The sequence below is a fragment of the Pseudomonas sp. GW821-FHT03E01 genome, from assembly GCF_059420765.1.
Genome location: NZ_JBWKUI010000020.1, coordinates 16,213 through 39,172 on the forward strand (window position 1 = coordinate 16,213; position 22,960 = coordinate 39,172).

Sequence of the window (22,960 nt, forward strand, 5' to 3'; positions counted from 1 at the left end):
GACTCAATCCTGCCACAGCACCGCCTCGCTGCGCGCGCTCCATTCTTCGAAGCGCGCACCGTAAACCGCTTCGATCATGTTGCGCTTGATCTTCAGGGTCGGTGTCAGGAAGCCGTTTTCCACCGCCCAACTGTCCTTGACCACCACCAGCCGATGCAAGCGTTCATGCCGGTCGAGGACGCCGTTGACCTCCTCCAGCAGTTGTTCCAGGCTTGAATGCAAACCCGCCCTCGCCGTCCCGCTGGCGTCCTGCTGACCGACCGCCGACAACACGCACAACCCCAGTGGCGCGCTCAAGCCATCGCCGACCACGCACACTTGTTCGATCCGCGAATGCACCGCCAGACGATTCTCGATCGGCGCCGGGGCCACGTATTTGCCTTTGCTGGTCTTGAAGATTTCCTTCAGGCGCCCGGTCAGGCGCAGGTTGCCCTCGGCGTCTTCCTCGCCCTTGTCACCGGTGCGCAGGAAGCCGTCCTCGGTGAGGGATTCGGCGGTTTTCAAAGGCTCCTTGAAATAGCCGAGCATGGTCGCGCCGCTGCGCACCAGCACTTCACCTGATGGCTCAACCCGTACTTCGACTTCCGGGCATGGCTTGCCGATCCAGCCGGGGTTGTTTTGGCCGGGCAGGCCGATGTGGGAGTAACCGCAGCTTTCGGTCATGCCGTACACCTCCAGCACGTCCAGCCCCAGTTTTCGATACCAGTTCAACAAGGTCTGCGGCACTGGCGCCGCGCCGGACAAGGCGATGCGCAAAGCGTCCAGCCCCAGCCCGGCGAGGACTTTGTGCCCTACCCGTTTGCCGATGAAAGGCAGGCCGAGCAGGAAGTCGAGGCGTTTTGCCGGGATCTTGCCGTACACGCCCATCTGGAATTTGGTCCAGATGCGTGGCACGCCGAACAGCGCGGTCGGTCGGGCACGCTGCAAATCGGTGAGGAAGGTGTCGAGACTCTCGGCGAAAAACACCGTTTGCCCGGTGTAGATCGCTGCCAGCTCGACGAACATCCGCTCGGCGACATGGCACAGCGGCAGGTAGGACAGCAGGCGATCCGACTCATTCAGGCTAAACAACCGGGTGCCATGGGTGGTGGCAAATCCCAGCGTGCCGAAACTGTGCATCACGCCTTTGGGCTGGCCCGTGGTGCCAGAGGTGTAAATGATGGTCGCCAGTTGATCGGCGGCGGGTTTGGGGTCGTCCTGAATCGGTGAGCTGCGTTGCAGGTCGGCCCAGCTGAAATTGAAAGTGCCCACCGGGCACAGCGGCAGGCTGATGGTCGGCAGGTCAGGCCTAATCCCGATGGACATGCCCGGCCAGTCATCCAGCTTGCCGATGAACGCCAGTGCAGCTTCAGAATGATCAAGCACCTGCGCCACGGATTCGGCGGTCAGATTGGGGTACAGCGGCACCGAGACATGCCCGGCCATCCAGATCGCCAGGTCGGCGATGATCCAGTGGGCACAGTTTTTCGAGATCAATGCGATGTGGCTGCCTTGCGGCAATTCACGAGCCCGCAGCCAGTGGGCGGCACAGCGCGCCTGATGACCGACGTCGGCCCAGGTCAGCGTCTCGACCTGGCCACCCCCTGTCGGCTGAACCAGAAAGCGCTGGCGTGGATGACGGGCTTCGCGCTCGTAGAAGACGTCCAGTGGCAAACGAAAAGCAGCAGACATGCGACTTGCTCCCATATTTCTGGTCTGGAGCAAGCGTAGTCAACCAAGCAAGTGCTTGGTTGACTATTTCACACAAAAATCAGCGTCCTGTGGGAGCCGGTTACGGGGTTTTGATGCCGTTGAGCTTCATCGCCCCGACCAGCAGTTCGTCGCCCTCAAGCTCCGCCAGTCCGGCGGTGCCGACCCGCTCCGGGTCTTGCACGTGACCATGCTGCAAATAGCCCAGCAGGTTACCGACCAGCGGGTTGTGGCTGACCAGCAGTGCGTGATCCACGGAAACCAACTGCTCCGCCACTGCTTGCGGATTATTGTCGGGCGTCAGCCATTCGACGGTGCGAATCTCCGGTGCAAAACCCAGCTCCTTACGCACCAGCATTGCGGTCTCCTGCGCTCGCAGGTAAGGGCTGGCATAAATGGCAGTCAGGTGTTTGCCCTTCAATTTGGCCGCGATGCGCTTCACCTCTTTGCGCCCCTTATCGGTCAGGGCCCGCTCGGAGTCCGGACGGGTACCGTGAGGTTCGGCTTCACCATGACGCAATACCCAGAGTTTCATAGTTTCGGTTCCTCATCTCGGGCCGGATGCGGCGCCGGCGCCACAACGTGCGGGGCTTCACCTTCCGGTGTACGCGGCGCTGGCCAGTCGGCGAACGGCCAGGGCTTCTGGTCGCTGTGAAAGCTGCCGAAACGACCGATCTGCGCCAGAAACTGGCTCAGGCTGTCGCCGAAATTCATCAGGCTGGCGCTCGGTGCGCCATATATCAAACGATAGATCAGCTGCACCAGCACCACCGCGCCGAGGATCAATTGCGCCACTTGCCAGACCAGCACATAGACAATCATCCACAGCACCCGCAGCAGGATGGATTCGTACTTGCCTTCTTCTACTTTCGGATCGTTCATGTCTGTCTCGCTCCCTGCTCGTATCGGTTAAGTGCTTAGAAACCACTGGGGGAAATAAAGTCCACGTCGGTTTTCGGTTCGCCACGCATCAACAACCCGATCACCTGATCAAGCGTGCGCCCTTCGAACAGAATCGCGTGCAATCCGGCGACCAGCGGCATATATACACCTACTTCCTGAGCCTTGGCCTTGAGCACCTTGAGGGTATTCACGCCTTCGGCCACTTCGCCCAGACGCGTCACCGCGTCCTCCAGGCTCAAGCCCTGGCCGAGGGCAAACCCGACCTGATAATTGCGGCTTTTCGGCGATGAGCAAGTGACGATCAAATCGCCGACGCCCGCCAGCCCCAGGAACGTCATCGGGTTGGCACCCTGACTGACCGCGAAGCGGGTCATTTCCGCCAGTGCCCGGGTAATCAGCATGCTCTTGGTGTTTTCGCCCATGCCCAACGCCACTGCCATGCCGGCGATGATGGCGTAAACGTTTTTCAGCGCCCCGCCCAGCTCCACGCCAAAGCGGTCGGCGCTGGCGTATACGCGAAAGGTCCGGCCATGCAGCGCGGCCTGAACCTGCTGGCAAAGGTCTTCGTCTTCGCTGGCGACCACCGTGGCGGTCAGCGCGTGTTCGGCGATTTCACGGGCCAGGTTCGGTCCCGACAGCACGCCGATGCGCGCTTGCGGGGCGATGTCTTCAAGAATCTGGCTCATCAGCTTGAACGTATGGGCTTCGATGCCTTTGGTCAGGCTCACCAGCATTTTGCCGCTCAAAAGCTGAGCGTAAGGCGCCAGCACCGAGCGCAGCGCGCTGGAGGGCAACGCGACGAAGCACAGGTCGCAGGCTTCCAGCGTGGCTTGCAGGTCTGTGACTGCCTCCACCGCCGGAAGAATCTTGATGCCTTTGAGGTAACGCGGGTTCTCGCGATTGACCCGAATGGCCTCGGCCTGCTCGGGGTCACGCATCCACAGCCGCACCTGATGCCCGTTCTCGGCCAGCAGATTAGCCACGGCGGTACCAAAACTTCCGCCTCCCAGGACCGCAATTGGGCGCTGTTCAGTCATATGCAATCCGTTAATCCATACCAGTGGCGATGCCCGCATTATACGGAGCGGCCCAGTCGCGGCCAGCCCCGACATCAATTACCGGCACTTGTAGGAAGAAGACCAAGAAAACCGAGGAAAATGCCCACAACGTGACTGGAAAAGTCATTGCGCTCGGTTAACATGCGCGCCAATTAATCGCTATCAAGGCCGTGCCGTGTCTTTTGGCTCTCCCTCTCCTCGCTCGCCACTGGTGCTGGCGCTGATGTTCAGCTCGCCATTGCTGGCCGACGACCTGTTCCTGGACAACGGTCCGTTGCCGCAAGTGCTCACCGCGACGCGCCTGAAGCAGTCGCCGGCGGCCGTGCCGGGCAGCATGACGGTGATCGACAGCGAACTGATCAACGCCAGCGGCGCGCGGGACATCAGTGAGTTGCTGCGGCTGGTGCCGGGGATGATGGTCGGCAATATCAGCGGCAACCAGGCAGCGGTGAACTACCACGGCACCAACGCCAGCGAAGCGCGGCGCATGCAAGTGCTGATCGACGGCCGCTCGGTGTACCGCGCGGGCCTGGCCACGGTGGACTGGAGTGATATTCCGGTAGCCATGGAAGACATCGAGCGCATCGAGGTTTTCCGTGGCCCGAACACCGTCAGCTACGGCGCCAACGCGCTGATGGCGGTGGTCAATATCATCACCCGCAAACCGGCCGACAGCCACGGCACGCGGCTGAAAATCACCCGAGGCCAACGCGGCATCAACGATTTCTACGCCAGCCAGGGTATGGGCTGGGACAGCGGCGACTTGCGCCTGTCGCTGTCCGGCCAACAAGACGATGGGTTCGACTCGGACCGCACCGGCGCCGATTATCGCGACAACCGTCGTTTGAATCGCTTCAGCCTCGCCGTCAGCCAGACGCTCAATGAGAATCAGAGCATCGATTGGCAACTGAACGCCAAGGACGGGACCAACCAGCGGCCCTATACCTACCGCCCGGTGTTCTCAGGGATTACCGCCGCTGGGAATAATTCCGACGTCATCGCCAAGGACTACGCCGGCTCGCTGCGCTGGAACCTGGACATCAACCCTGATCACAGCCTTTATATTCAAGGCTCGGCGCAACACTGGGATCGTCAGCAGACTTGGCGTGCCTGCGATGCCGAGATCTCGTTCAGCCCGGAGCTGACCCAACTTTGGCACCTCAATCCCAATTACACCGAACGCCTGGCGCGCAACATCGCTCGTTTCACCGGCGCGCCCCCCGGTACAGCGGCAGAACAAGACCTGGCCAATCAGGTTCTGGCGCAATGGCGAAACGGCGCGAACAAAACGCTGTGCGGCGACATCGACCAGAGTGCCCGAGAGTCGCGCTACGACCTCGAACTGCAAGACACCCTCAGCCTGTCCGACACGCTGCGGCTGGTCAGCGGCATGAACTATCGTTACGACCGGGCCGATTCCGAGACCTACTTCAATGGCACGCTCGACGACACCACCTGGCGGGCGTTCGGCCAACTCGAGTGGCGCGCCACCGAGCACTGGTTGCTGCAAGGCGGGGCGATGTTCGAAGACACGCAATTGACCGGCAGTTCACTGACCCCACGACTGGCGGTCAACTATCTGATCAACCCGCGCCACGGTTTGCGCGCGGTGTATTCGGAAGCCGTCCGCTCGCCGGACATGTTCGAGAACAGCGTCAACTGGAGTTACCAGGTGACCAACCTGCAACCCAGTGCCTATGGCCAGACCAGCGCCCGCTATTTCGTCAGGACCCGTGGCCCGGGTGACCTCGAACAGGAACGCATGCGTTCCCGGGAATTGGGCTACAACGGCTACTTCACAGACTGGGGGCTGACGGTCGATGTGAAGCTGTTCTACGACGAAATCAACGGCATGATCAGCGAACCGCTGCGCAACAATCAGTACATTGCCAGCAACTCGAACAGCTCACGATTCTCAGGGACGGAAACCCAACTGGACTGGCGCGTCAGCAGCACCGATCGTCTGCGCCTGACGTACGCCTATGTCGATGCCGAGGCGAGCAACCCGCTGGATGCACAACAAACGGCGCGCAACAGCGGCTCCGCCGGTTGGCTGCGCAACTGGGGCCAGGGCTGGAACAGCGCGCTCTTCTACTATGGCGCCGACGCCCTCAACGGTTACCGCTTCGAACGGGTCGACACCCGCCTCGCCAAACGTATCGGCTTGGGCAAGGCCAATCTGGAGCTGGCCGGGATCCTCCAGCAACGCCTCGACAATCAGCCCACCACTTTCGTCGATAACAACTACGACGAACGCCGGGTGCTCTACTTCAGCGCGGAGCTGGAGTTTTAAGATGCCGTATTGCCTGCCACGGAAGACGCCAACCCTTGGCCGCCTGCTGGCCGGGCTGTGCCTGGTGTTTGCCGGGCTGCTGTGCAATCTGCCGGCCCGGGCCGCCGACATTCTGCTGACCGGCGCCGACGACAGCCCTGGCGTGCAGTCTTTCGTCCAGGCCCTGAGCGAGTTGCGCCCCACCGACAGCGTGCGTTTCCAGCCGGTCGCCAGCTTGCCGGCACCCGGCCAACTGCCCGCAGGTACCCGCCTGATTCTGCTCGACTTGCAAAGCCTCGACTGGCGCCTGCAAGACGCCCAAGGCCCGGCAACGCTGGTGCTGCGCATCAGCCGTCTGCAAGCCCACCAACGCTTTGGCGATGTTTCGCCACCGCACCTGAGCCTGCTCTGGAGCGATCCGCCGCTGGATCGACAATTGCGCCTGACCCGACTCGTCCTGCCCGAGGCTCGACGTGTCGGCGTGCTTTTCGACAGCCACAGCGAATTCCTGCTGAAGGAACTGCATCAGGCAGCCCTGCCCCTGGGCCTTGAAGTGGTCACCGAGCGTTGGGACAACACCAATGACAGTCGCCCGTTGCAGGCCCTGCTGAAAAACAGCGATGTGCTGCTGGGCCTGGATGATCCTGATCTGTACAACCCCAAAACCGTGAAAAACCTGCTGCTCAGCAGCTACGCACGGCAACTGCCGCTGATCGGTCCCAATGCCGCGTTCGTCAGGGCGGGCAGCCTCGCCAGCACCTACAGCGACCAGAGCGATTGGCTGAAGATTCTCGACGAACTGCTCGACCGCCCCTCCAGCACTTGGCCGCGCACCCTTTATCCGCAGCACTTCAAGGTCTTGAGCAACCCGCAAGTGGCTCGTTCATTAAGCATTGAACCGATGAATGAAGCCTCTGTCGCAACACAGCTGGCCGAAGGAGAACATCGCCCATGACCTTCCATAGCGGTTGGGACATCAATACCCGTACCCAGATCATCAGCCTCGGCCCGGCGCTGCTGCTGACGTTGCTGCTGATCAGTTTTTTCACCTTCGTGCGAATCCAGGACCTGCGCCAGGAACTCAACCACACCGGTCAACTGATCGCCAACCAACTGGCGCCGGCCACCGAATACGGGGTGATCTCGGGTAATAACGACGTGCTCGAGAGTTTGCTCAAAGCCACCCTGGCCACGCCCAATGTGCGTTTTCTGGAGGTTCAGGACCGCACCAACCGGGTCCTGGTGTACGTCGAACAACCGTCGGAAACCCACAATCGTTCGCACCAGGTCGAAGTGTTCCAGGCACCGGTGCGGCTGCAACGCATCGCGCTCAACAATGACTTCTTCCAGAACAGCCGCACCGCCCCCACGAAGCCGGGAGAAGATTACCTGGGCCGGGTGATCGTCGGTCTGTCCAATGACGCCTTCAACCAGCGCCAGCAGGAAATCCTGTTCAAGGCCGGGATCCTTGCCCTGTTCGCCCTGCTGTTTACCTTTCTGCTGGCTCGGCGTCTGGCCAGCAGCCTGTCGCAACCGATCCATGACATCGGCAATGCGGTCAAGGCGATCCAGAAAGGCGACTACAAAACGCCCCTGCCGATTGTCGATGACACCGAACTGGGCGCCCTGTCACAACACATCAACAACCTTGCCCAGGGCCTTGAACAAGCCAGCCGCGAACAGCATCAGGCCATGGCGCAATTGATCCAGACCCGCGAGGAAGCGGAAAAGGCCAACAACGCCAAATCCGATTTCCTGGCGATGATGAGCCATGAGCTGCGCACGCCGATGAATGGCGTGCTGGGCATGCTGCAACTGCTGGAAACCACCGCGATGACCGAGGAACAGATCGAGTACGCCGCGCTGGCTTCTGAATCGACTGAACACCTGCTCAAAGTGATCAACGACATTCTCGACTTCTCGCGCATCGAACGCTCGGAACTGGAGCTGGAGCACATTGCATTCAACCTCGCGGACCTGATCACCAGTTGCGCCCAGTCGTTCCAGCACAGCGCAGTGCAACGTGGGCTTGACCTGCAACTGCAGATCCCCGAGGACATGCGCGCCCTGCAGGTTCAGGGCGACCCGACGCGGATCCGGCAGATCCTGGTCAACCTGGTCGGCAATGCGCTGAAATTCACCGAACGGGGCCGCGTCACGATCGAACCGCAGTGGCAGTCGCTGGATCACGAATTGCTGTGGTTCACCTGCACCGTGCGCGACAGCGGGATCGGCATCCCGGCCGAAAGCCTGGAATTGATGTTCAACGCGTTCCAGCAGGCCGACAGTACTATTTCAAGACGTTACGGTGGCACCGGGCTGGGGCTGCCGATTGCCCGCACTCTGGCAGAACGAATGGGCGGCACCTTGCGTGCTCAAAGCGAAGAAGGCGTCGGTTCGGTGTTCACCCTGGAAATTCCTTTGGCGCTGTATAAGCAGTCGTTGCCGGTGCTGACGCCGCGAGTACATACCGGCAATGGCCACGGCGAAGGTCGCAATGTGTTGCTGGTGGAAGACAACCCGGTCAACCGCACCGTCATTGAAGCAATGTTGCGCAGCCTGGGCTTTACTGTCAGCGTCGTCACCGATGGTGCACAAGCGGTGCGCAGCGCCGAGAGCCTGATTTTCGAAGCGATTCTGATGGATTGCCGACTGCCGGTCATTGACGGCTACGAGGCCACCCGACAGATTCGCCAACTGCCCGGCTGCGCTGACGTGCCGATCATTGCCCTGACGGCCAACGCCTTGCAGGGCGATCGTGAAGCCTGTTTGTCCGCGGGAATGAACGATTACCTGGCCAAGCCCTTTAAACGCACTGATCTGCAGCAAATTCTGCAGCGTTGGGTGCAGTAGTGCAGGCCTTTCGACGATCTGCGACTGGCGTGAAAGACGAAAGTGCGGCAGTCTTAGGCACCCGAACAGGCCCTAAAAGGGGCTTGAATAATAATTTCAGTGCACAAGTGTACATTCATGTCCTTGGTACTGTGACTTTCACTACAACGCAATAGTCTATGAGTAGGCTGCTGACTCGAGGCATGAACGCTTCGATCGGCCGGGAAGATTCGCCCCCCTGCCGCATGGACTATTGAGGAGCTCGCATGACCAAACAAAACGCCTTTACCCGGGAAGACCTGCTGCGCTGCAGTCGTGGTGAGCTGTTCGGCCCGGGTAACGCGCAACTGCCCGCCCCGAACATGCTGATGGTCGATCGCATCACCCTGATCTCCGAAGAGGGTGGCAAGTACGGCAAAGGTGAATTGGTCGCCGAGCTGGATATCACTCCAGACCTGTGGTTCTTCGCCTGCCACTTCGAAGGTGATCCGGTGATGCCGGGCTGCCTGGGCCTCGATGCCATGTGGCAACTGGTCGGTTTCTTCCTCGGCTGGCAAGGCCTGCCGGGCCGCGGTCGCGCCCTGGGTTCGGGCGAAGTGAAATTCTTTGGCCAGGTACTGCCGACCGCCAAGAAAGTCACCTATAACATCCATATCAAACGCGTCCTCAAAGGCAAACTGAACATGGCCATCGCCGATGGTTCCGTGACTGTCGACGGCCGCGAAATCTATACCGCCGAAGGCCTTCGGGTCGGCGTTTTCACCTCCACTGACAACTTCTAAGGGTTATCCGCATGCGCCGCGTCGTTATCACTGGTCTGGGCATCGTTTCGTGCCTGGGCAATGACAAAGAGACCGTCTCCGCTAACCTGCGTGCAAGCCGCCCTGGCATCCGGTTCAACCCGGAATATGCCGAAATGGGTCTGCGTAGCCAGGTTTCCGGCTCCATTGACCTTCCCCTCGAAGAGCTGATCGATCGCAAGATCTATCGCTTCGTCGGCCACGCGGCGGCTTACGCCTACCTGGCCATGAAAGATGCCATCGCAGACTCCGGCCTGACCGAAGAGCAAGTTTCCAACCCGCGTACCGGCCTGATCGCCGGTTCCGGTGGCGCCTCCACGCTGAACCAGATGGAAGCGCTGGACATCCTGCGCGAGAAAGGCGTCAAGCGCGTCGGCCCATACCGCGTAACGCGGACCATGAGCAGCACTGTTTCCGCTTGCCTGGCCACCCCGTTCAAGATCAAGGGCCTGAACTACTCCATCGCTTCTGCCTGCGCCACCAGTGCTCACTGCATCGGTACCGCCATGGAACAGATCCAGATGGGCAAGCAGGACATCGTATTCGCCGGCGGCGGTGAAGAAGAGCACTGGAGCCAGTCGTTCCTGTTCGACGCCATGGGCGCCCTGTCCAGCCAGTACAACGAAACTCCGGAAAAAGCTTCCCGTGCCTACGACGCCAAGCGTGACGGTTTCGTCATCGCCGGCGGTGGCGGCATGGTCGTGGTCGAAGAGCTGGAACACGCTCTGGCCCGCGGCGCGAAGATCTACGCGGAAATCGTTGGCTACGGCGCGACCTCCGACGGCTACGACATGGTCGCCCCAAGCGGCGAAGGCGCCATCCGCTGCATGCAGATGGCCATGTCCACCGTTGACGCACCGATCGATTACCTGAACACCCACGGCACCTCGACTCCGGTCGGCGACGTGATGGAAATGAAAGGTGTGCGTGAAGTGTTCGGCGACAACGCTCCGGCCATCAGCTCCACCAAGAGCCTGTCGGGTCACTCCCTGGGCGCCGCCGGCGTTCACGAAGCGATCTACTGCATGCTGATGATGGAAGGCAACTTCATGGCGGGTTCCGCCAACATCGACGAACTGGACCCGGAAGTGGCAGACATGCCAATCCTGACCAAGACTCGCGAAGACGCCACCATCAACACCGTGATGAGCAACAGCTTCGGCTTCGGTGGCACCAACGCCACGCTGGTACTGAAGCGCTGGCAGGGTAAGTAATACCCCGCCTACGCCACACATAAAAACGCCCCGACTGGTTCGGGGCGTTTTTTTTGGCCAGGTTTTATCTACGGCCAGACAGCCCTTTAGACATGAAACATTTGTCATGGAACTCAACAGCCTGCGACTGAATGTCGCGTATTTCGCGGGCTGCAGCACTTTCTCCGTTTTTGAAAAAGTCCGTTACCGATTTCAGTCGTTTACTTAGCCAGCTAACAAAACTTATAACAAAGGCCTGCACACGCCTTGCTGCAGATAACAGAGATTGGAGCTAGCAGATGACTGTAAAAGTAACTGAACGCGACGATTCACATATGTCCCATGAAGGCATCGCCGCCGGTATCCGCATCTGGGATGTACATCAACAAGACCTGCTGGTCGGGATGTTCCATTCCGAGACCGAAGCCCACCAATACAAGGCCGAACTGGAATCACTGGAGCAGCAACGCGAAGCGCGTTCTGCATAACCACCGCATTGAAAATGACAAACCCCGCCATGAGCGGGGTTTGTCGTTGTTGCAGCTGCTAACGGCTTACCACATCAGATCGTCAGGAATCTGATAGGCCGCGTACGGATCGTCTTCGGTGCTGACTTCTTCTGTCTTCACATTCAGCTGCACGATGCGCTGTGGGTCGCGCTCCTGAATCTTCAGGGCCGCTTCACGAGGGATCACTTCATAACCGCCAGCGTGATGCACGATCGCCAGGGAACCGCTGCTGAGCTTGTTGCGCATCAGGGTGTTGACGGAGATACGCTTGACCTTTTTGTCGTCGACGAAGTTGTAGTAGTCCTCGGTGTTCAGCTTGGGCAGGCGCGAGACTTCGATCAATTGCTTGACCTGGGCGGCTCGGGCCTTCTGCTCGGCCTTCTCCTGCTGCTGACGGTTGAGCTCCTGATCGCGCTTGACCTTCTCGGCCATGGCTTCCTGAGCCGCACGCTGCTGGGAGTCATCGAGTTCGATCTGGCCTTTGTGGGCCAGACGCTGTTGTTTCTGTTTTTCTTTGCCGACCTGTTTGGCCTGCTTTTGGTTGACCAGCCCTGCTTTGAGCAACTGGTCGCGAAGGGAAAGGCTCATGGTGCTTACTCACTTAGGCAACAGCTCAGCCGCAGCTGGGCAAATTCTTTTCCTGACGTTTGGCTTCGCCCCACAAGGCGTCCAACTCTTCGAGGGTGCAATCTTCTATGGGACGGTGGGTGTCGCGCAATGCCTGTTCGATAAATCGGAAGCGTCTTTCAAATTTTGTGTTCGCGCCACGCAGTGCGGTTTCCGGATCGACCTTGAGGTGACGCGCCAAATTGACCACGGAAAACAGCAGGTCGCCGACTTCATCGGCAATCGCCGCCGAGTCATTGTCGGCCATGGCTTCAAGCACTTCATCGAGCTCTTCGCGAACCTTGTCGAGCACCGGCAAGGCGTCCGGCCAATCGAACCCGACCTGCCCTGCGCGCTTCTGCAGTTTTGCCGAACGGGACAACGCCGGCAGTGCCGCGGGTACGTCATCGAGCAAGGACAACTGCTCCGGCGCCGAAGACTTCTCGGCGCGTTCTTCGGCCTTGATCTCTTCCCAGCGTTGCTTGACCTGCTCTTCATTCAGACGCGGGACGTCCAGCGGCGCGTACAGATCCCCGGTGGGAAATACGTGAGGATGACGGCGGATCAACTTGCGCGTGATGCTGTCGACCACGCCAGCGAATTCGAAGCGCCCTTCTTCCCGAGCCAGTTGGCTGTAATAAACCACCTGGAACAACAAGTCGCCCAACTCACCCTGCAAGTGATCGAAATCGCCGCGTTCAATAGCATCGGCAACTTCGTAGGCTTCTTCCAGGGTGTGCGGGACGATGGTGGCGTAGGTTTGCTTGATGTCCCACGGGCAGCCGTACTGCGGGTCGCGCAGACGGTTCATCAGGTGCAGCAGGTCTTCAAGTGAATACATCAATCAATCTCTGCGAGAACCTGTGGGAACCTGACTTGTCGGATCGCCGCACCGCCGCGATCCGACAAGCCAGCCCCACAAAAGCTTGGCGGCCACAAAAAAGTGAACGCCTTACGGTGTGCGGTTACGGCGGGTTTCGATGATGTTCGGCAACTGGGAGATCCGCCCCAGCAACCGCCCCAGCGCATCCAGCCCCGGAATCTCGATGGTCAGGGACATCAACGCAGTGTTGTCCTCTTTGTTCGAGCGGGTGTTGACCGCCAGCACGTTGATCCGCTCGTTGAGCAGCACCTGCGACACGTCACGCAGCAGACCGGAACGGTCGTAAGCGCGAATGATGATGTCCACCGGATAGGTGAGCACCGGCACCGGCCCCCAGCTGACCTGGATGATCCGCTCCGGCTCGCGCCCGGCCAGTTGCAGCACCGAGGCGCAGTCCTGACGGTGGATGCTCACGCCACGGCCCTGGGTGATGTAACCGACGATGGCGTCCCCCGGCAACGGCTGGCAGCAGCCGGCCATCTGGGTCATCAGGTTGCCGACGCCCTGGATCTGGATATCGCCGCGCTTGCCCGGTTTATAGCCGGTGGCTTTGCGCGGGATCAGCTCCAGCTGTTCGTTGCCGCGTTCCGGCTCGACCAGTTGCTGCGCCAGGTTCACCAGTTGCGCCAGGCGCAAATCGCCTGCGCCCAACGCAGCGAACATGTCCTCGGCGGTCTTCATGTTGGCCTTTTCGGCCAACTTGTCGAAATCCACCTGCGGCAGGCCGAGGCGATTGAGTTCGCGCTCGATCAAGGTTTTACCGGCCGCAACGTTCTGATCGCGGGCTTGCAGCTTGAACCAGTGAACAATCTTCGCCCGCGCCCGTGACGTGGTGATGTAGCCCAGGTTCGGGTTCAGCCAGTCGCGGCTCGGGGTGCCGTGCTTGCTGGTGATGATCTCGACCTGTTCACCGGTTTGCAGGCTGTAGTTGAGCGGCACGATGCGCCCGTTGATCTTGGCGCCGCGGCAGTTGTGACCGATTTCGGTGTGCACGCGGTAAGCGAAGTCCAGCGGTGTCGCGCCCTTCGGCAAGTCGATGGCATGACCGTCGGGAGTGAAGATATAAACCCGGTCCGGCTCGATATCGACCCGCAGCTGTTCGGCAAGGCCGCCGATATCGCCCAGCTCTTCGTGCCACTCGAGAACCTGACGCAGCCAGGAGATTTTCTCTTCGTAGTGGTTCGAGCCGGACTTGACGTCGGTGCCCTTGTATCGCCAGTGCGCGCAAACCCCCAGCTCGGCTTCTTCGTGCATGGCGTGGGTGCGGATCTGCACTTCCAGTACCTTGCCTTCAGGGCCGATTACCGCGGTGTGCAGCGAGCGGTAGCCATTCTCTTTCGGGTTGGCGATGTAGTCGTCGAATTCTTTCGGGATGTGCCGCCACAGGGTGTGGACGATGCCGAGCGCGGTGTAGCAGTCGCGCATTTCCGGCACCAGCACGCGAACGGCGCGCACGTCGTAGATCTGGCTGAACTCCAGACCCTTGCGCTGCATTTTGCGCCAGATCGAATAGATGTGTTTGGCACGGCCGCTGATGTCAGCCTCGACGCCGGTGGCCTGCAACTCGTTCTTGAGCTGGGTCATCACATCGCTGATGAAGCGCTCGCGATCCAGCCGTCGCTCATGGAGCAACTTGGCGATCTGCTTGTACTGGTCGGGCTCGAGGTAACGGAAGGACAAGTCCTCCAGCTCCCACTTGATATGACCGATACCGAGGCGGTGAGCCAGCGGCGCGTAGATGTCGAAGACTTCACGGGCGACGCGGTTACGCTTCTCGTCATCGGCGGTTTTTACCGCACGGATCGCACAGGTGCGCTCGGCCAGTTTGATCAGCGCGACGCGCACGTCGTCGACCATGGCCACGAGCATCTTGCGCAGGTTTTCCACCTGGCCTTGGGTGCCCATCACCATGGATTTACGCGGACTCAGACTGTCGCTGATCGCCGCCATGCGTTGCACGCCGTCAATCAGTTTGGCGACCACCGGGCCGAAGCGCTGGCTGACCGCCGGCAACTGGATCTGGCCTTCGCGCACGCCGCGGTACAAGACTGCCGCGACCAACGAATCCTGATCGAGTTTGAGGTCGGCGAGAATCTCGGCGATCTCAAGGCCGGTGCGGAAACTCGAGGTCCCTTCGGACCACAGGTTTTTCGCCGCATTGGCTTGTTGTTCGGCCTCGCGAGCGAACTCGCAGGCTTCTTTCAAGGCTTCGCGATCCAGTGCCGTATCGATACTGACCGCGTGATCGAGCCAAGCCTCGAGATTGATACTGCCGTCAGTGTTGATCGGCTGGTGTGCTCTCACCTGTACCATCTTGCTTTACCTTCCCTACGACGCAGATTCAATGCGTCAAATCGCTGACCTTCATTGTCCGGGCGCCCCGCCGGGCTGATGCGTGGCGGCACGGACGGTCAGTCGGACCAGACGAGCCATCCTAGCTCGCTTCAAATAACGCCATGGCCTCGACATGCGCCGTTTGAGGAAACATATCGAGAATCCCGGCACGTTTTAACCGGTAGCCCTGCTTGATCAATTCGACCGTGTCGCGCGCCAGAGTTGCAGGGTTGCACGACACATAAACCAATCGTTCGGCACCCAGGGACGCAAGCTTGCGCACCACCTCGAAAGCACCGTCGCGAGGTGGGTCCAAGAGTACCGCACAAAAGCCTTCGCTGGCCCATTCGGCATCAGCCAAAGGCTGGGATAAATCGGCCTGAAAAAATTTCGCGTTATGCAAATTATTACTAGCGGCGTTCGCGGCGGCCCGCTCGACCATGGCCTGCACACCTTCCACCGCCACCACTTCACGAACGGTCCTGGCCAGCGGCAAGGCAAAGTTGCCCAACCCGCAGAACAGGTCCAGAACCCGCTCATCGGCTTTCGGCGCCAACCATTCCAGCGCCTGAGCGATCATCGCTTCGTTGACCCCGGCGTTGACCTGGATGAAATCTCCAGGCCGATACGCCAGATTCAAGTCCCACGGTTCAAGGCGATAGCCCAGGGCCTGATCGGCGTCGACCGGTTGCGGCTCGCCGTCGCCATGCAGCCACAACTGGGCCTCATGGAGCGCGCAGAATTCCTTGAGGATCGTCATATCGGCTTCGGACAACGGCGCCATGTGCCGCAGCAATACCGCCAATGACGAACCGCTGAACAATTCCACATGCCCCAGTGCCTGAGGTTTGCTCAAGCGCCGCAGCATATCCGGCAAGCAGGTCATGATCGGCTGCAAGGGCTGTACCAGCACCGGGCACTCGTTGATGGCAACGATGTCCTGGCTGCCGGCAGCGCGGAAACCGACTTCGAGTTTTTTCGCCTTCATGTCCCAACGCACCGCCACCCGGGCACGACGCCGGTAGCCGAATTCCGGACCGCTCAATGGCGCAGCCCACTCTTCGGGTTCGACGCCGGCAACCCTCGACAATTGCTCGGCGAGCATGCGCTGTTTCAGGGCGAGTTGTTCGTTGTGGGGCAGATGCTGCACGCTGCAACCACCGCAGCGACCGGCATGGGCGCACGGTGCCGGGCGGCGCAATTGGCTGGCCTGGAACACCCGCTCGGTACGCGCCTCGACCACTTTACCGTGGGCACCCAAGACCCGCGCCTCGACCTCTTCACCGGCCAAGGCGCCGATGACGAACCAGGTGCGACCTTCAAAAAATGCGATACCGCGACCGTCATTAGCCAGGCGCTCGATGGTCAAACGCTGCTTTTTGCCGGTCGGGACTTGCGGGGCCTTGCTGCCGCCCGTGGGCTGAAAGCGCAGGCCTCTCTCTTGCTTGGCCATCAGTTGGGCGCGTCGAAAATGCCGGTCGACAGGTAACGGTCGCCACGGTCACAGATGATCGCGACAATCACCGCGTTTTCAACTTCTTTGGACAGGCGCAGCATCGCCGCCACGGCACCGCCCGAAGACACGCCGCAGAAAATGCCTTCTTCGCGCGCCAGACGACGGGTCACGTCCTCGGCCTCGCTTTGCGCCATGTCGACGATCCGGTCCACGCGATCAGCCTGATAAATCTTTGGCAGGTATTCCTGCGGCCAGCGGCGGATGCCCGGAATTGCCGAGCCTTCCATGGGTTGCAGACCGATGATCTGCACGTTCTCGTTCTGTTCTTTCAGGTAGCGCGAGACACCCATGATGGTGCCGGTGGTGCCCATCGAGCTGACGAAATGCGTGATGGTGCCCTGGGTCTGACGCCAGATTTCCGGACCGGTGGTGGTGTAGTGCGCCTCGGGGTTGTCACCGTTGGCGAACTGATCGAGCACCTTGCCACGGCCTTCGGCTTCCATTCGCTGGGCGAGGTCGCGCGCGCCTTCCATGCCTTCTTCCTGGCTGACCAGAATCAGCTCGGCGCCATAGGCCGTCATCGCGGCTTTACGCTCGGCGCTGGAGTTGTCCGGCATGATCAGGATCATCTTGTAACCCTTGATCGCGGCGGCCATGGCCAGGGCAATCCCGGTGTTACCCGAAGTCGCTTCGATCAGCGTGTCGCCGACGTGGATCTGCCCGCGCAATTCGGCGCGGGTGATCATCGACAGCGCCGGACGATCCTTGACCGAACCCGCCGGGTTGTTCCCTTCGAGCTTGAGCAAAAGCGTGTTGCTGGTGACGCCAGGCAGGCGCTGCAAACGGACCAGCGGAGTGTTGCCGACGCAATCGGCGATGGTTGGGTACTGCAAGGTCATGGCGTATTCGCAATCCGGACTGCGGGGGCGCCTATCATACCGGCAAACGTGCGCAGGCCATATCACGCAAAGTAAGGGGCTTATGGCTTATGGGAATAAGCAGTTCACTCCTCTTCTCCTTGTGCAATATTCAATGCATAAAACTCATGCAATTTGGCCTGCAGCGGCTGTTTGTCCGGAAGCTGGACCTGGCATTCAGCGATCAACGCTGGCGACAGGCTGCGGTTAAGGGCGTATTCGACCACTTCGTCATCCTTACTGGCGCAGAGCAACACACCGATGGCCGGGTTTTCGTGGGGTTTGCGCTCCTTGCGATCCAGCGCTTCCAAATAGAAACTCGAGCATGTAGGCGTCGCGGAATATCTCAAGCGCTGCCGGGTGGGCTTGTCTCAGCACTGCTGAGATTTTTGCTGGTTGGGTCACGCTTCGTTCAAACAGTGCGGTTTTGAACTGACGCTCTAGTTCGCGCTTCGACCATTTTCCTGAACTGCCAAACGCACGTAGAACTCCCGCTCTTCCGGCCGTTTACTCTGGCTGAAAATGATCAGGTTATGCGACCAGGACAATTGTCGCACCAGTGGTGCGACTTTCTCTTCAGCGTGATAAGTCTCATAGAACTGGCGCATGCGAAACAAGTTCGACCGGGTAAACCCGCGCAACCCCGGTTGAGTCTGAGCCAGATGCTCAGCCAGTTGGCTGACCACAGAATCGCCCCACTCAGCCTGTTCCAGCTTGCGGCTGATGTAAGCACCGACCTGCCAATACAGCTCGATCAACTGGGTATTCACCGCCTGCATGGCCTGCTGTTTGGCATTTTGAATCAGCGCAAGCACTTCATTGAAACGGTCGTCGTGTGCGTTGCCGGGGACGCTGGATGCATTCATACCGAACTCCTGGAGGACGAGGAAAAACGCGAGTCTATTCCGTCAAGTCAGGCTTAAGGTGTCGGCGATACCCTTTAAGAAAGGTCGTACAAAATAACGGGAACGCTCCGGCAAAATCAGCAAGCCTCTTCGCGGCCGGGGTTGATCACGCAATTTGTGGTCGACACATATCAATTGTGGGAGCGGGGGCGTCATCATTGTCGCCATGGAGATCAGCCAATAACAGCATATTCAGCCGTAAGCCCCGCCCTGCATTCTCCGCCCAAAGCCGCCCGCCCTGCCGCTGCACCGCATTCCTCGCAATGCTCAACCCCAATCCGAACCCACCATCCCCCGGCCGTGAACCGTCGAGCCGGATGAACGGCGAGAAGATCCGCTCAAGATCCTCGTCAGCCACCCCACCGCCCTCGTCCTCCAGCCACAGGTGCCAAAAGTCGCCATCACGCCGGCCACCGAACATCACGAGACCGCCCTGCGGTGAATGACGAATGGCATTGCGCAGAATGTTTTCCAGCGCCTGGGCCAGGGTATTGAGATGGCCGCGCACCCAGCAGGAGGCATCCACCGCACAGTGCAACTGACTCGCCGGCCAGCTGCTTTCATAGCAAGCGTTTTCCGTGAGCATTTCCCACAAGGCCTGGACCTGGATCGCTTCATCGGGCAAAGACGTGCGCTCGGTGTCGAGCCAGGCCAGTTGCAGCGCATCCTCGACCAGGCGCTGCATGCCGTCGACTTCCCGGCTAATGCGCTCGCGCAATTGCTCCAGGTCCTGCTCACTTTCACAGGCCACCCGCAACCGGCTGAGCGGCGTGCGCAATTCGTGGGACAGATCGCGCAGCAGTTGCTGTTGCAGGAGCACCGTGCGGCCCGGCGCGTCAGACCACTTCATCGACCGCACTCAATACGTACCCTTTGCCCCAAACCGTGCGCACTTCACGCTCGGTGTAACCGATGGCCTTGAGCTTGCGGCGAATCTGGCTGATGTGCATGTCGAGGCTGCGGTCATGGGGCGCATAACCGCGCTGCAATACCTGCTGATAAAGGAACGCCTTGCTCAACACTTCATCGTCGTTGCGGTTCAGCGTGTCCAGCAAGCGGTACTCGCTGCGGGTCAGGCCGGCCGCGAGTTCACCACAAAAGACCTCGCCCAGTTCATCGTCAAAACGCAGGCAGTCCGTCGCAGGGGGCGTCGGTATCGGCGCTGGTCGACGGTCGAACGCCACCCGCCGCAGGATCGCTTCGATGCGCACCCGCAACTCGGCCATGCTGAAAGGCTTGGGCAGGTAATCGTCGGCCCCGAGGCGAAAACCACTGATGCGATCCGCCTCGGCACCCAGCGCCGACATCAGCACCACTGGCGTGGAATGGCTCTGGCGCAATTGGGTCAACACCGCCAGGCCATCGAGCCCCGGCAACAGAATATCCATCAACACCACATCGAAGGCCTGCTGGCGCGCAATCGCCAGGCCTTCCTGCCCGTTCTGGCACCAGGTCACCTGAAAACCGCAGCGCCCCAGATGCTCATGAACATAAGCACCGAGCACTGGATCGTCTTCGATAGAGAGGATGCGAGGATGGCCAATCGCGATGGGAGTCATGAGTATCTGCAAATAATTCTCAATTGCTGATTATTCAAGATTGCCTCTCCAGGGGCAACCCAAGGTTTGTCTCCCTGGGCCAAAGCATTGAACTGACCGACGAATGACGACATCAATTTTACGAAGATTGCCCGCATGCAAATCGCTACACTGCGCAGGTGGCGCGTGCCGGACGCATGTGCAGGTCAATAAACAGCTGGATGCAGGAGAGATGCGTGCTCAAGAAACTGGGAATTAAAGGCCGCGTGCTGTTACTGACCCTGTTGCCGACCACCCTGATGGCGTTGGTCCTGGGCGGCTATTTCACCTGGATGCAGCAATCGGACCTGCAAGCCCAGCTCATGCAACGCGGCGAAATGATCGCCGAACAGCTGGCACCGTTGGTGGCCCCGGCCATGGGTCGCAAAGACAACGAGCTGCTGGAGCGCATCGCCACCCAGTCCCTGGAACAGACCGACGTGCGCGCGGTGACCTTCCTCGCCCCCGACCGCACGCCGCTGGCCCATGCCGGCCCGACCATGCTCAATCAGGCGCCCCTGGGCAACGGTTCACAGTTGCTGCGCCGCAGTGGCAATGACGCCACGCGTTACCTGCTGCCGGTGTTCGGCAAGCACCGCAACCTGGCTGGTGACCTGATCCCCGATGAAGCCGACCGCCTGCTGGGCTGGGTCGAACTCGAACTATCCCACAACGGCATGCTGCTGCGCGGCTACCGCAGCCTGTTCGCCAGCCTGCTGCTGATCGGCGGAGGCCTGGCCGGTGCGGCGCTGCTGGCGTTACGCATGGGCCGAACCATCAATCGGCCATTGAGCCAGATCAAACAGGCCGTGGCGCAACTCAAGGACGGTCACCTGGAAACCCGCCTGCCGCCCCTCGGCAGCCAGGAACTGGATGAACTGGCGTCCGGCATCAACCGCATGGCCGGGACGCTGCAGAACGCTCAGGAAGAATTGCAAAACAGCGTCGACCAGGCCACCGAAGACGTGCGTCAGAATCTGGAAACCATCGAAATCCAGAACATCGAGCTGGATCTGGCGCGCAAGGAAGCCCTGGAGGCGAGCCGGATCAAGTCCGAGTTCCTGGCCAACATGAGCCATGAAATCCGCACGCCGCTCAACGGCATTCTCGGCTTCACGCACCTGCTGCAAAAAAGCGAACTGACGCCGCGCCAGCTCGATTACCTGGGCACCATCGAAAAGTCCGCCGACAGCCTGCTGGGGATCATCAACGAGATTCTCGATTTCTCGAAAATCGAGGCCGGCAAACTGGTGCTCGACCATATTCCGTTCAACCTGCGCGACCTGCTGCAAGACACCCTGAACATCCTCGCCCCGGCCGCCCACGCCAAAGAGCTTGAGCTGGTGAGCCTGGTTTATCGCGATACGCCACTGTCGCTGGTGGGCGATCCGTTGCGACTCAAGCAGATCCTCACCAACCTTGTGAGCAATGCGATCAAGTTCACCCGCGAAGGCACCATCGTCGCCCGGGCGATGCTCGAAGAAGAGCATGAAGACAGCGTGCAACTGCGCATCAGCATTCAGGACACCGGCATCGGTCTGTCGAACCAGGACGTGCGCGCCCTGTTCCAGGCCTTCAGCCAGGCCGATAACTCGTTGTCCCGACAACCCGGCGGCACCGGCCTCGGATTGGTGATTTCCAAACGGCTGATCGAACAAATGGGCGGCGAGATCGGCGTCGACAGCACGCCGGGCGAAGGCTCGGAATTCTGGATCAGCCTGAGCCTGCCCAAAACCCGCGACGACGCCGAAGACCTGCCCGGCCCACCGTTGCTCGGGCAGCGGGTGGCTGTCCTGGAAAACCATGAACTGGCCCGTCAGGCATTGCAGCATCAACTGGAAGACTGCGGCCTGAGCGTCACGCCGTTCAATACCCTGGAAAGCCTGGCCAATGGCGTGACCGGCGCCCACCAGACCGATCAGGCCATCGGCCTGGCGGTGCTCGGCATCACCAGCAACGACATGCCGCCGGAGCGCCTCAACCAGCACATCTGGGACCTTGAACACCTGGGCTGCAGAGTGCTGGTGCTGTGCCCGACCACCGAACTGACGCTGTTCCATCTCTCGGTACCCAACCCCCACAGCCAGCTCCAGTCCAAACCCGCCTGCACCCGCAAGCTGCGTCGGGCCCTGTCTGATCTGGTCAACCCGCGCCAGCAGCGCAGCGACCCCGCCGAGCCCGTTTCCAGCCGCGCGCCGAAGGTCCTTTGCGTGGACGACAACCCGGCCAATCTGCTGCTGGTGCAAACCCTGCTCGAAGACATGGGCGCCAAGGTGCTCGCGGTAGAAAGCGGTTACGCCGCGGTCAAGGCCGTACAGAACGAGACTTTCGATCTGGTGTTGATGGACGTGCAAATGCCCGGCATGGATGGGCGCCAAAGCACCGAAGCCATTCGCCAATGGGAAAGCGAGCGGCATTGCACGCCACTGCCGGTCGTGGCCCTCACCGCCCATGCGATGGCCAATGAAAAACGCGCGTTGCTGCAAAGCGGCATGGACGACTACCTGACCAAACCCATCAGCGAACGGCAACTGGCGCAAGTGGTGTTGAAATGGACGGGCCTGGCGCTGCGCAATCAGGGTCCGGAGCGTAATAGCGATAACAACAGCGCTCATGAACTGCAGGTGCTGGACCACGAAGAAGGCCTGCGCCTGGCGGCCGGCAAGGCCGATCTGGCGGCGGACATGCTGGCCATGCTGCTGGCCTCCCTGGAAGCCGACCGCGAGGCCATCCGCGTGGCTCGTGAAGCCAACGACCAGAATGCCCTGATCGAGCGAGTCCATCGCCTGCACGGGGCAACCCGTTATTGCGGCGTCCCGCAACTACGCGCCGCCTGCCAGCGCAGCGAAACCCTGCTCAAGCAACAGGACCCGAAAGCCCCCGTCGCGCTGGAAGAACTCGAACGCGCCATCAATCGCCTCGCGGCCCATGCGCGCATCAATGCCTGATGCAGCGCAATAACGCAGGAGGGCCTGAACGCTAAGCTTAAACCCTATGGCAGCTGCCGAAGGCTGCTACGGGGTTTG

General features: G+C 60.5%; 17 protein-coding genes and 2 pseudogenes. 7 read left to right on the forward strand and 12 right to left on the reverse strand.

Going from position 1 to position 22,960, the window contains the following annotated elements; genetic code table 11:
- Positions 1-3: 3 nt before the first annotated feature.
- The 4 genes from AC07VO_RS27080 to AC07VO_RS27095 all read right to left on the reverse strand — a co-directional run bounded on the left by AC07VO_RS27080 (position 4) and on the right by AC07VO_RS27095 (position 3,629).
- Complete coding sequence (locus AC07VO_RS27080; protein ID WP_495007686.1) at positions 4-1,671, reverse strand: AMP-binding protein; 1,668 nt, start codon at positions 1,669-1,671, stop codon at positions 4-6.
- Between the two features lie 100 nt (positions 1,672-1,771).
- Positions 1,772-2,224, reverse strand: coding sequence for a phosphohistidine phosphatase SixA (gene sixA / locus AC07VO_RS27085; RefSeq protein WP_018926279.1), 453 nt, complete (start codon positions 2,222-2,224; stop codon positions 1,772-1,774).
- Positions 2,221-2,571 carry a DUF4389 domain-containing protein gene (locus AC07VO_RS27090; RefSeq protein ID WP_018926280.1) on the reverse strand — a complete coding sequence of 117 codons (351 nt, stop codon included), beginning with the start codon at positions 2,569-2,571 and terminating at the stop codon, positions 2,221-2,223. Before AC07VO_RS27090 ends, sixA begins: the two co-directional genes overlap by 4 nt.
- A gap of 35 nt (positions 2,572-2,606) precedes the next feature.
- Positions 2,607-3,629: an NAD(P)H-dependent glycerol-3-phosphate dehydrogenase gene (locus AC07VO_RS27095; protein ID WP_018926281.1), complete on the reverse strand. Its 1,023-nt coding sequence runs from the start codon at positions 3,627-3,629 to the stop codon at positions 2,607-2,609.
- 196 nt (positions 3,630-3,825) lie between these two features.
- Here AC07VO_RS27095 and AC07VO_RS27100 point away from each other — a divergent pair, with 196 nt between their 5' ends.
- From AC07VO_RS27100 to AC07VO_RS27125, 6 genes are all read left to right on the forward strand, one after another.
- Positions 3,826-5,943 carry a TonB-dependent receptor plug domain-containing protein gene (locus AC07VO_RS27100; RefSeq protein ID WP_495007687.1) on the forward strand — a complete coding sequence of 706 codons (2,118 nt, stop codon included), beginning with the start codon at positions 3,826-3,828 and terminating at the stop codon, positions 5,941-5,943.
- Between the two features lies 1 nt (position 5,944).
- Positions 5,945-6,877 (forward strand): ABC transporter substrate-binding protein, encoded by a 933-nt coding sequence (locus AC07VO_RS27105; RefSeq protein ID WP_495007688.1) that lies wholly within the window; start codon positions 5,945-5,947, stop codon positions 6,875-6,877.
- On the forward strand, positions 6,874-8,775 hold the full coding sequence (locus AC07VO_RS27110; protein WP_018926284.1) for an ATP-binding protein: 1,902 nt from the start codon (positions 6,874-6,876) through the stop codon (positions 8,773-8,775). Before AC07VO_RS27105 ends, AC07VO_RS27110 begins: the two co-directional genes overlap by 4 nt.
- A gap of 245 nt (positions 8,776-9,020) precedes the next feature.
- Positions 9,021-9,536: a 3-hydroxyacyl-[acyl-carrier-protein] dehydratase FabA gene (gene fabA, locus AC07VO_RS27115; RefSeq protein ID WP_018926285.1), complete on the forward strand. Its 516-nt coding sequence runs from the start codon at positions 9,021-9,023 to the stop codon at positions 9,534-9,536.
- 11 nt (positions 9,537-9,547) lie between these two features.
- Complete coding sequence (gene fabB, locus AC07VO_RS27120) at positions 9,548-10,768, forward strand: beta-ketoacyl-ACP synthase I (protein ID WP_007937568.1); 1,221 nt, start codon at positions 9,548-9,550, stop codon at positions 10,766-10,768.
- Positions 10,769-11,046: 278 nt separating this feature from the next.
- Positions 11,047-11,235 carry a hypothetical protein gene (locus tag AC07VO_RS27125; protein WP_018926287.1) on the forward strand — a complete coding sequence of 63 codons (189 nt, stop codon included), beginning with the start codon at positions 11,047-11,049 and terminating at the stop codon, positions 11,233-11,235.
- Positions 11,236-11,301: 66 nt separating this feature from the next.
- On the opposite strand, the gene AC07VO_RS27130 is transcribed toward AC07VO_RS27125, so the two are convergent.
- The 8 genes and pseudogenes from AC07VO_RS27130 to AC07VO_RS27165 form a co-directional block, all read right to left on the reverse strand.
- A complete protein-coding gene (locus tag AC07VO_RS27130) occupies positions 11,302-11,844 on the reverse strand; it encodes a DUF2058 domain-containing protein (protein WP_018926288.1) in 543 nt (180 codons plus the stop codon).
- 25 nt (positions 11,845-11,869) lie between these two features.
- On the reverse strand, positions 11,870-12,703 hold the full coding sequence (gene mazG, locus AC07VO_RS27135; RefSeq protein ID WP_018926289.1) for a nucleoside triphosphate pyrophosphohydrolase: 834 nt from the start codon (positions 12,701-12,703) through the stop codon (positions 11,870-11,872).
- A 111-nt stretch (positions 12,704-12,814) separates the two neighbouring features.
- Positions 12,815-15,058: a GTP diphosphokinase gene (gene relA, locus AC07VO_RS27140; protein WP_018926290.1), complete on the reverse strand. Its 2,244-nt coding sequence runs from the start codon at positions 15,056-15,058 to the stop codon at positions 12,815-12,817.
- A gap of 121 nt (positions 15,059-15,179) precedes the next feature.
- A complete protein-coding gene (gene rlmD, locus AC07VO_RS27145; RefSeq protein ID WP_495007689.1) occupies positions 15,180-16,532 on the reverse strand; it encodes a 23S rRNA (uracil(1939)-C(5))-methyltransferase RlmD in 1,353 nt (450 codons plus the stop codon).
- On the reverse strand, positions 16,532-17,434 hold the full coding sequence (gene cysM, locus AC07VO_RS27150; RefSeq protein WP_018926292.1) for a cysteine synthase CysM: 903 nt from the start codon (positions 17,432-17,434) through the stop codon (positions 16,532-16,534). Before cysM ends, rlmD begins: the two co-directional genes overlap by 1 nt.
- 104 nt (positions 17,435-17,538) lie before the next feature.
- Positions 17,539-18,318: pseudogene (locus AC07VO_RS27155) on the reverse strand (PDDEXK nuclease domain-containing protein).
- A 145-nt stretch (positions 18,319-18,463) separates the two neighbouring features.
- A pseudogene (locus AC07VO_RS27160) lies at positions 18,464-19,180 on the reverse strand (sensor histidine kinase); the annotation flags it as partial.
- A 13-nt stretch (positions 19,181-19,193) separates the two neighbouring features.
- Positions 19,194-19,916 (reverse strand): response regulator transcription factor, encoded by a 723-nt coding sequence (locus tag AC07VO_RS27165; RefSeq protein ID WP_018926295.1) that lies wholly within the window; start codon positions 19,914-19,916, stop codon positions 19,194-19,196.
- 215 nt (positions 19,917-20,131) lie between these two features.
- Here AC07VO_RS27165 and AC07VO_RS27170 point away from each other — a divergent pair, with 215 nt between their 5' ends.
- Entirely contained in the window at positions 20,132-22,882 is a 2,751-nt protein-coding gene (locus tag AC07VO_RS27170; protein ID WP_064616515.1) for a response regulator, read from the forward strand.
- Positions 22,883-22,960 lie beyond the last annotated feature (78 nt).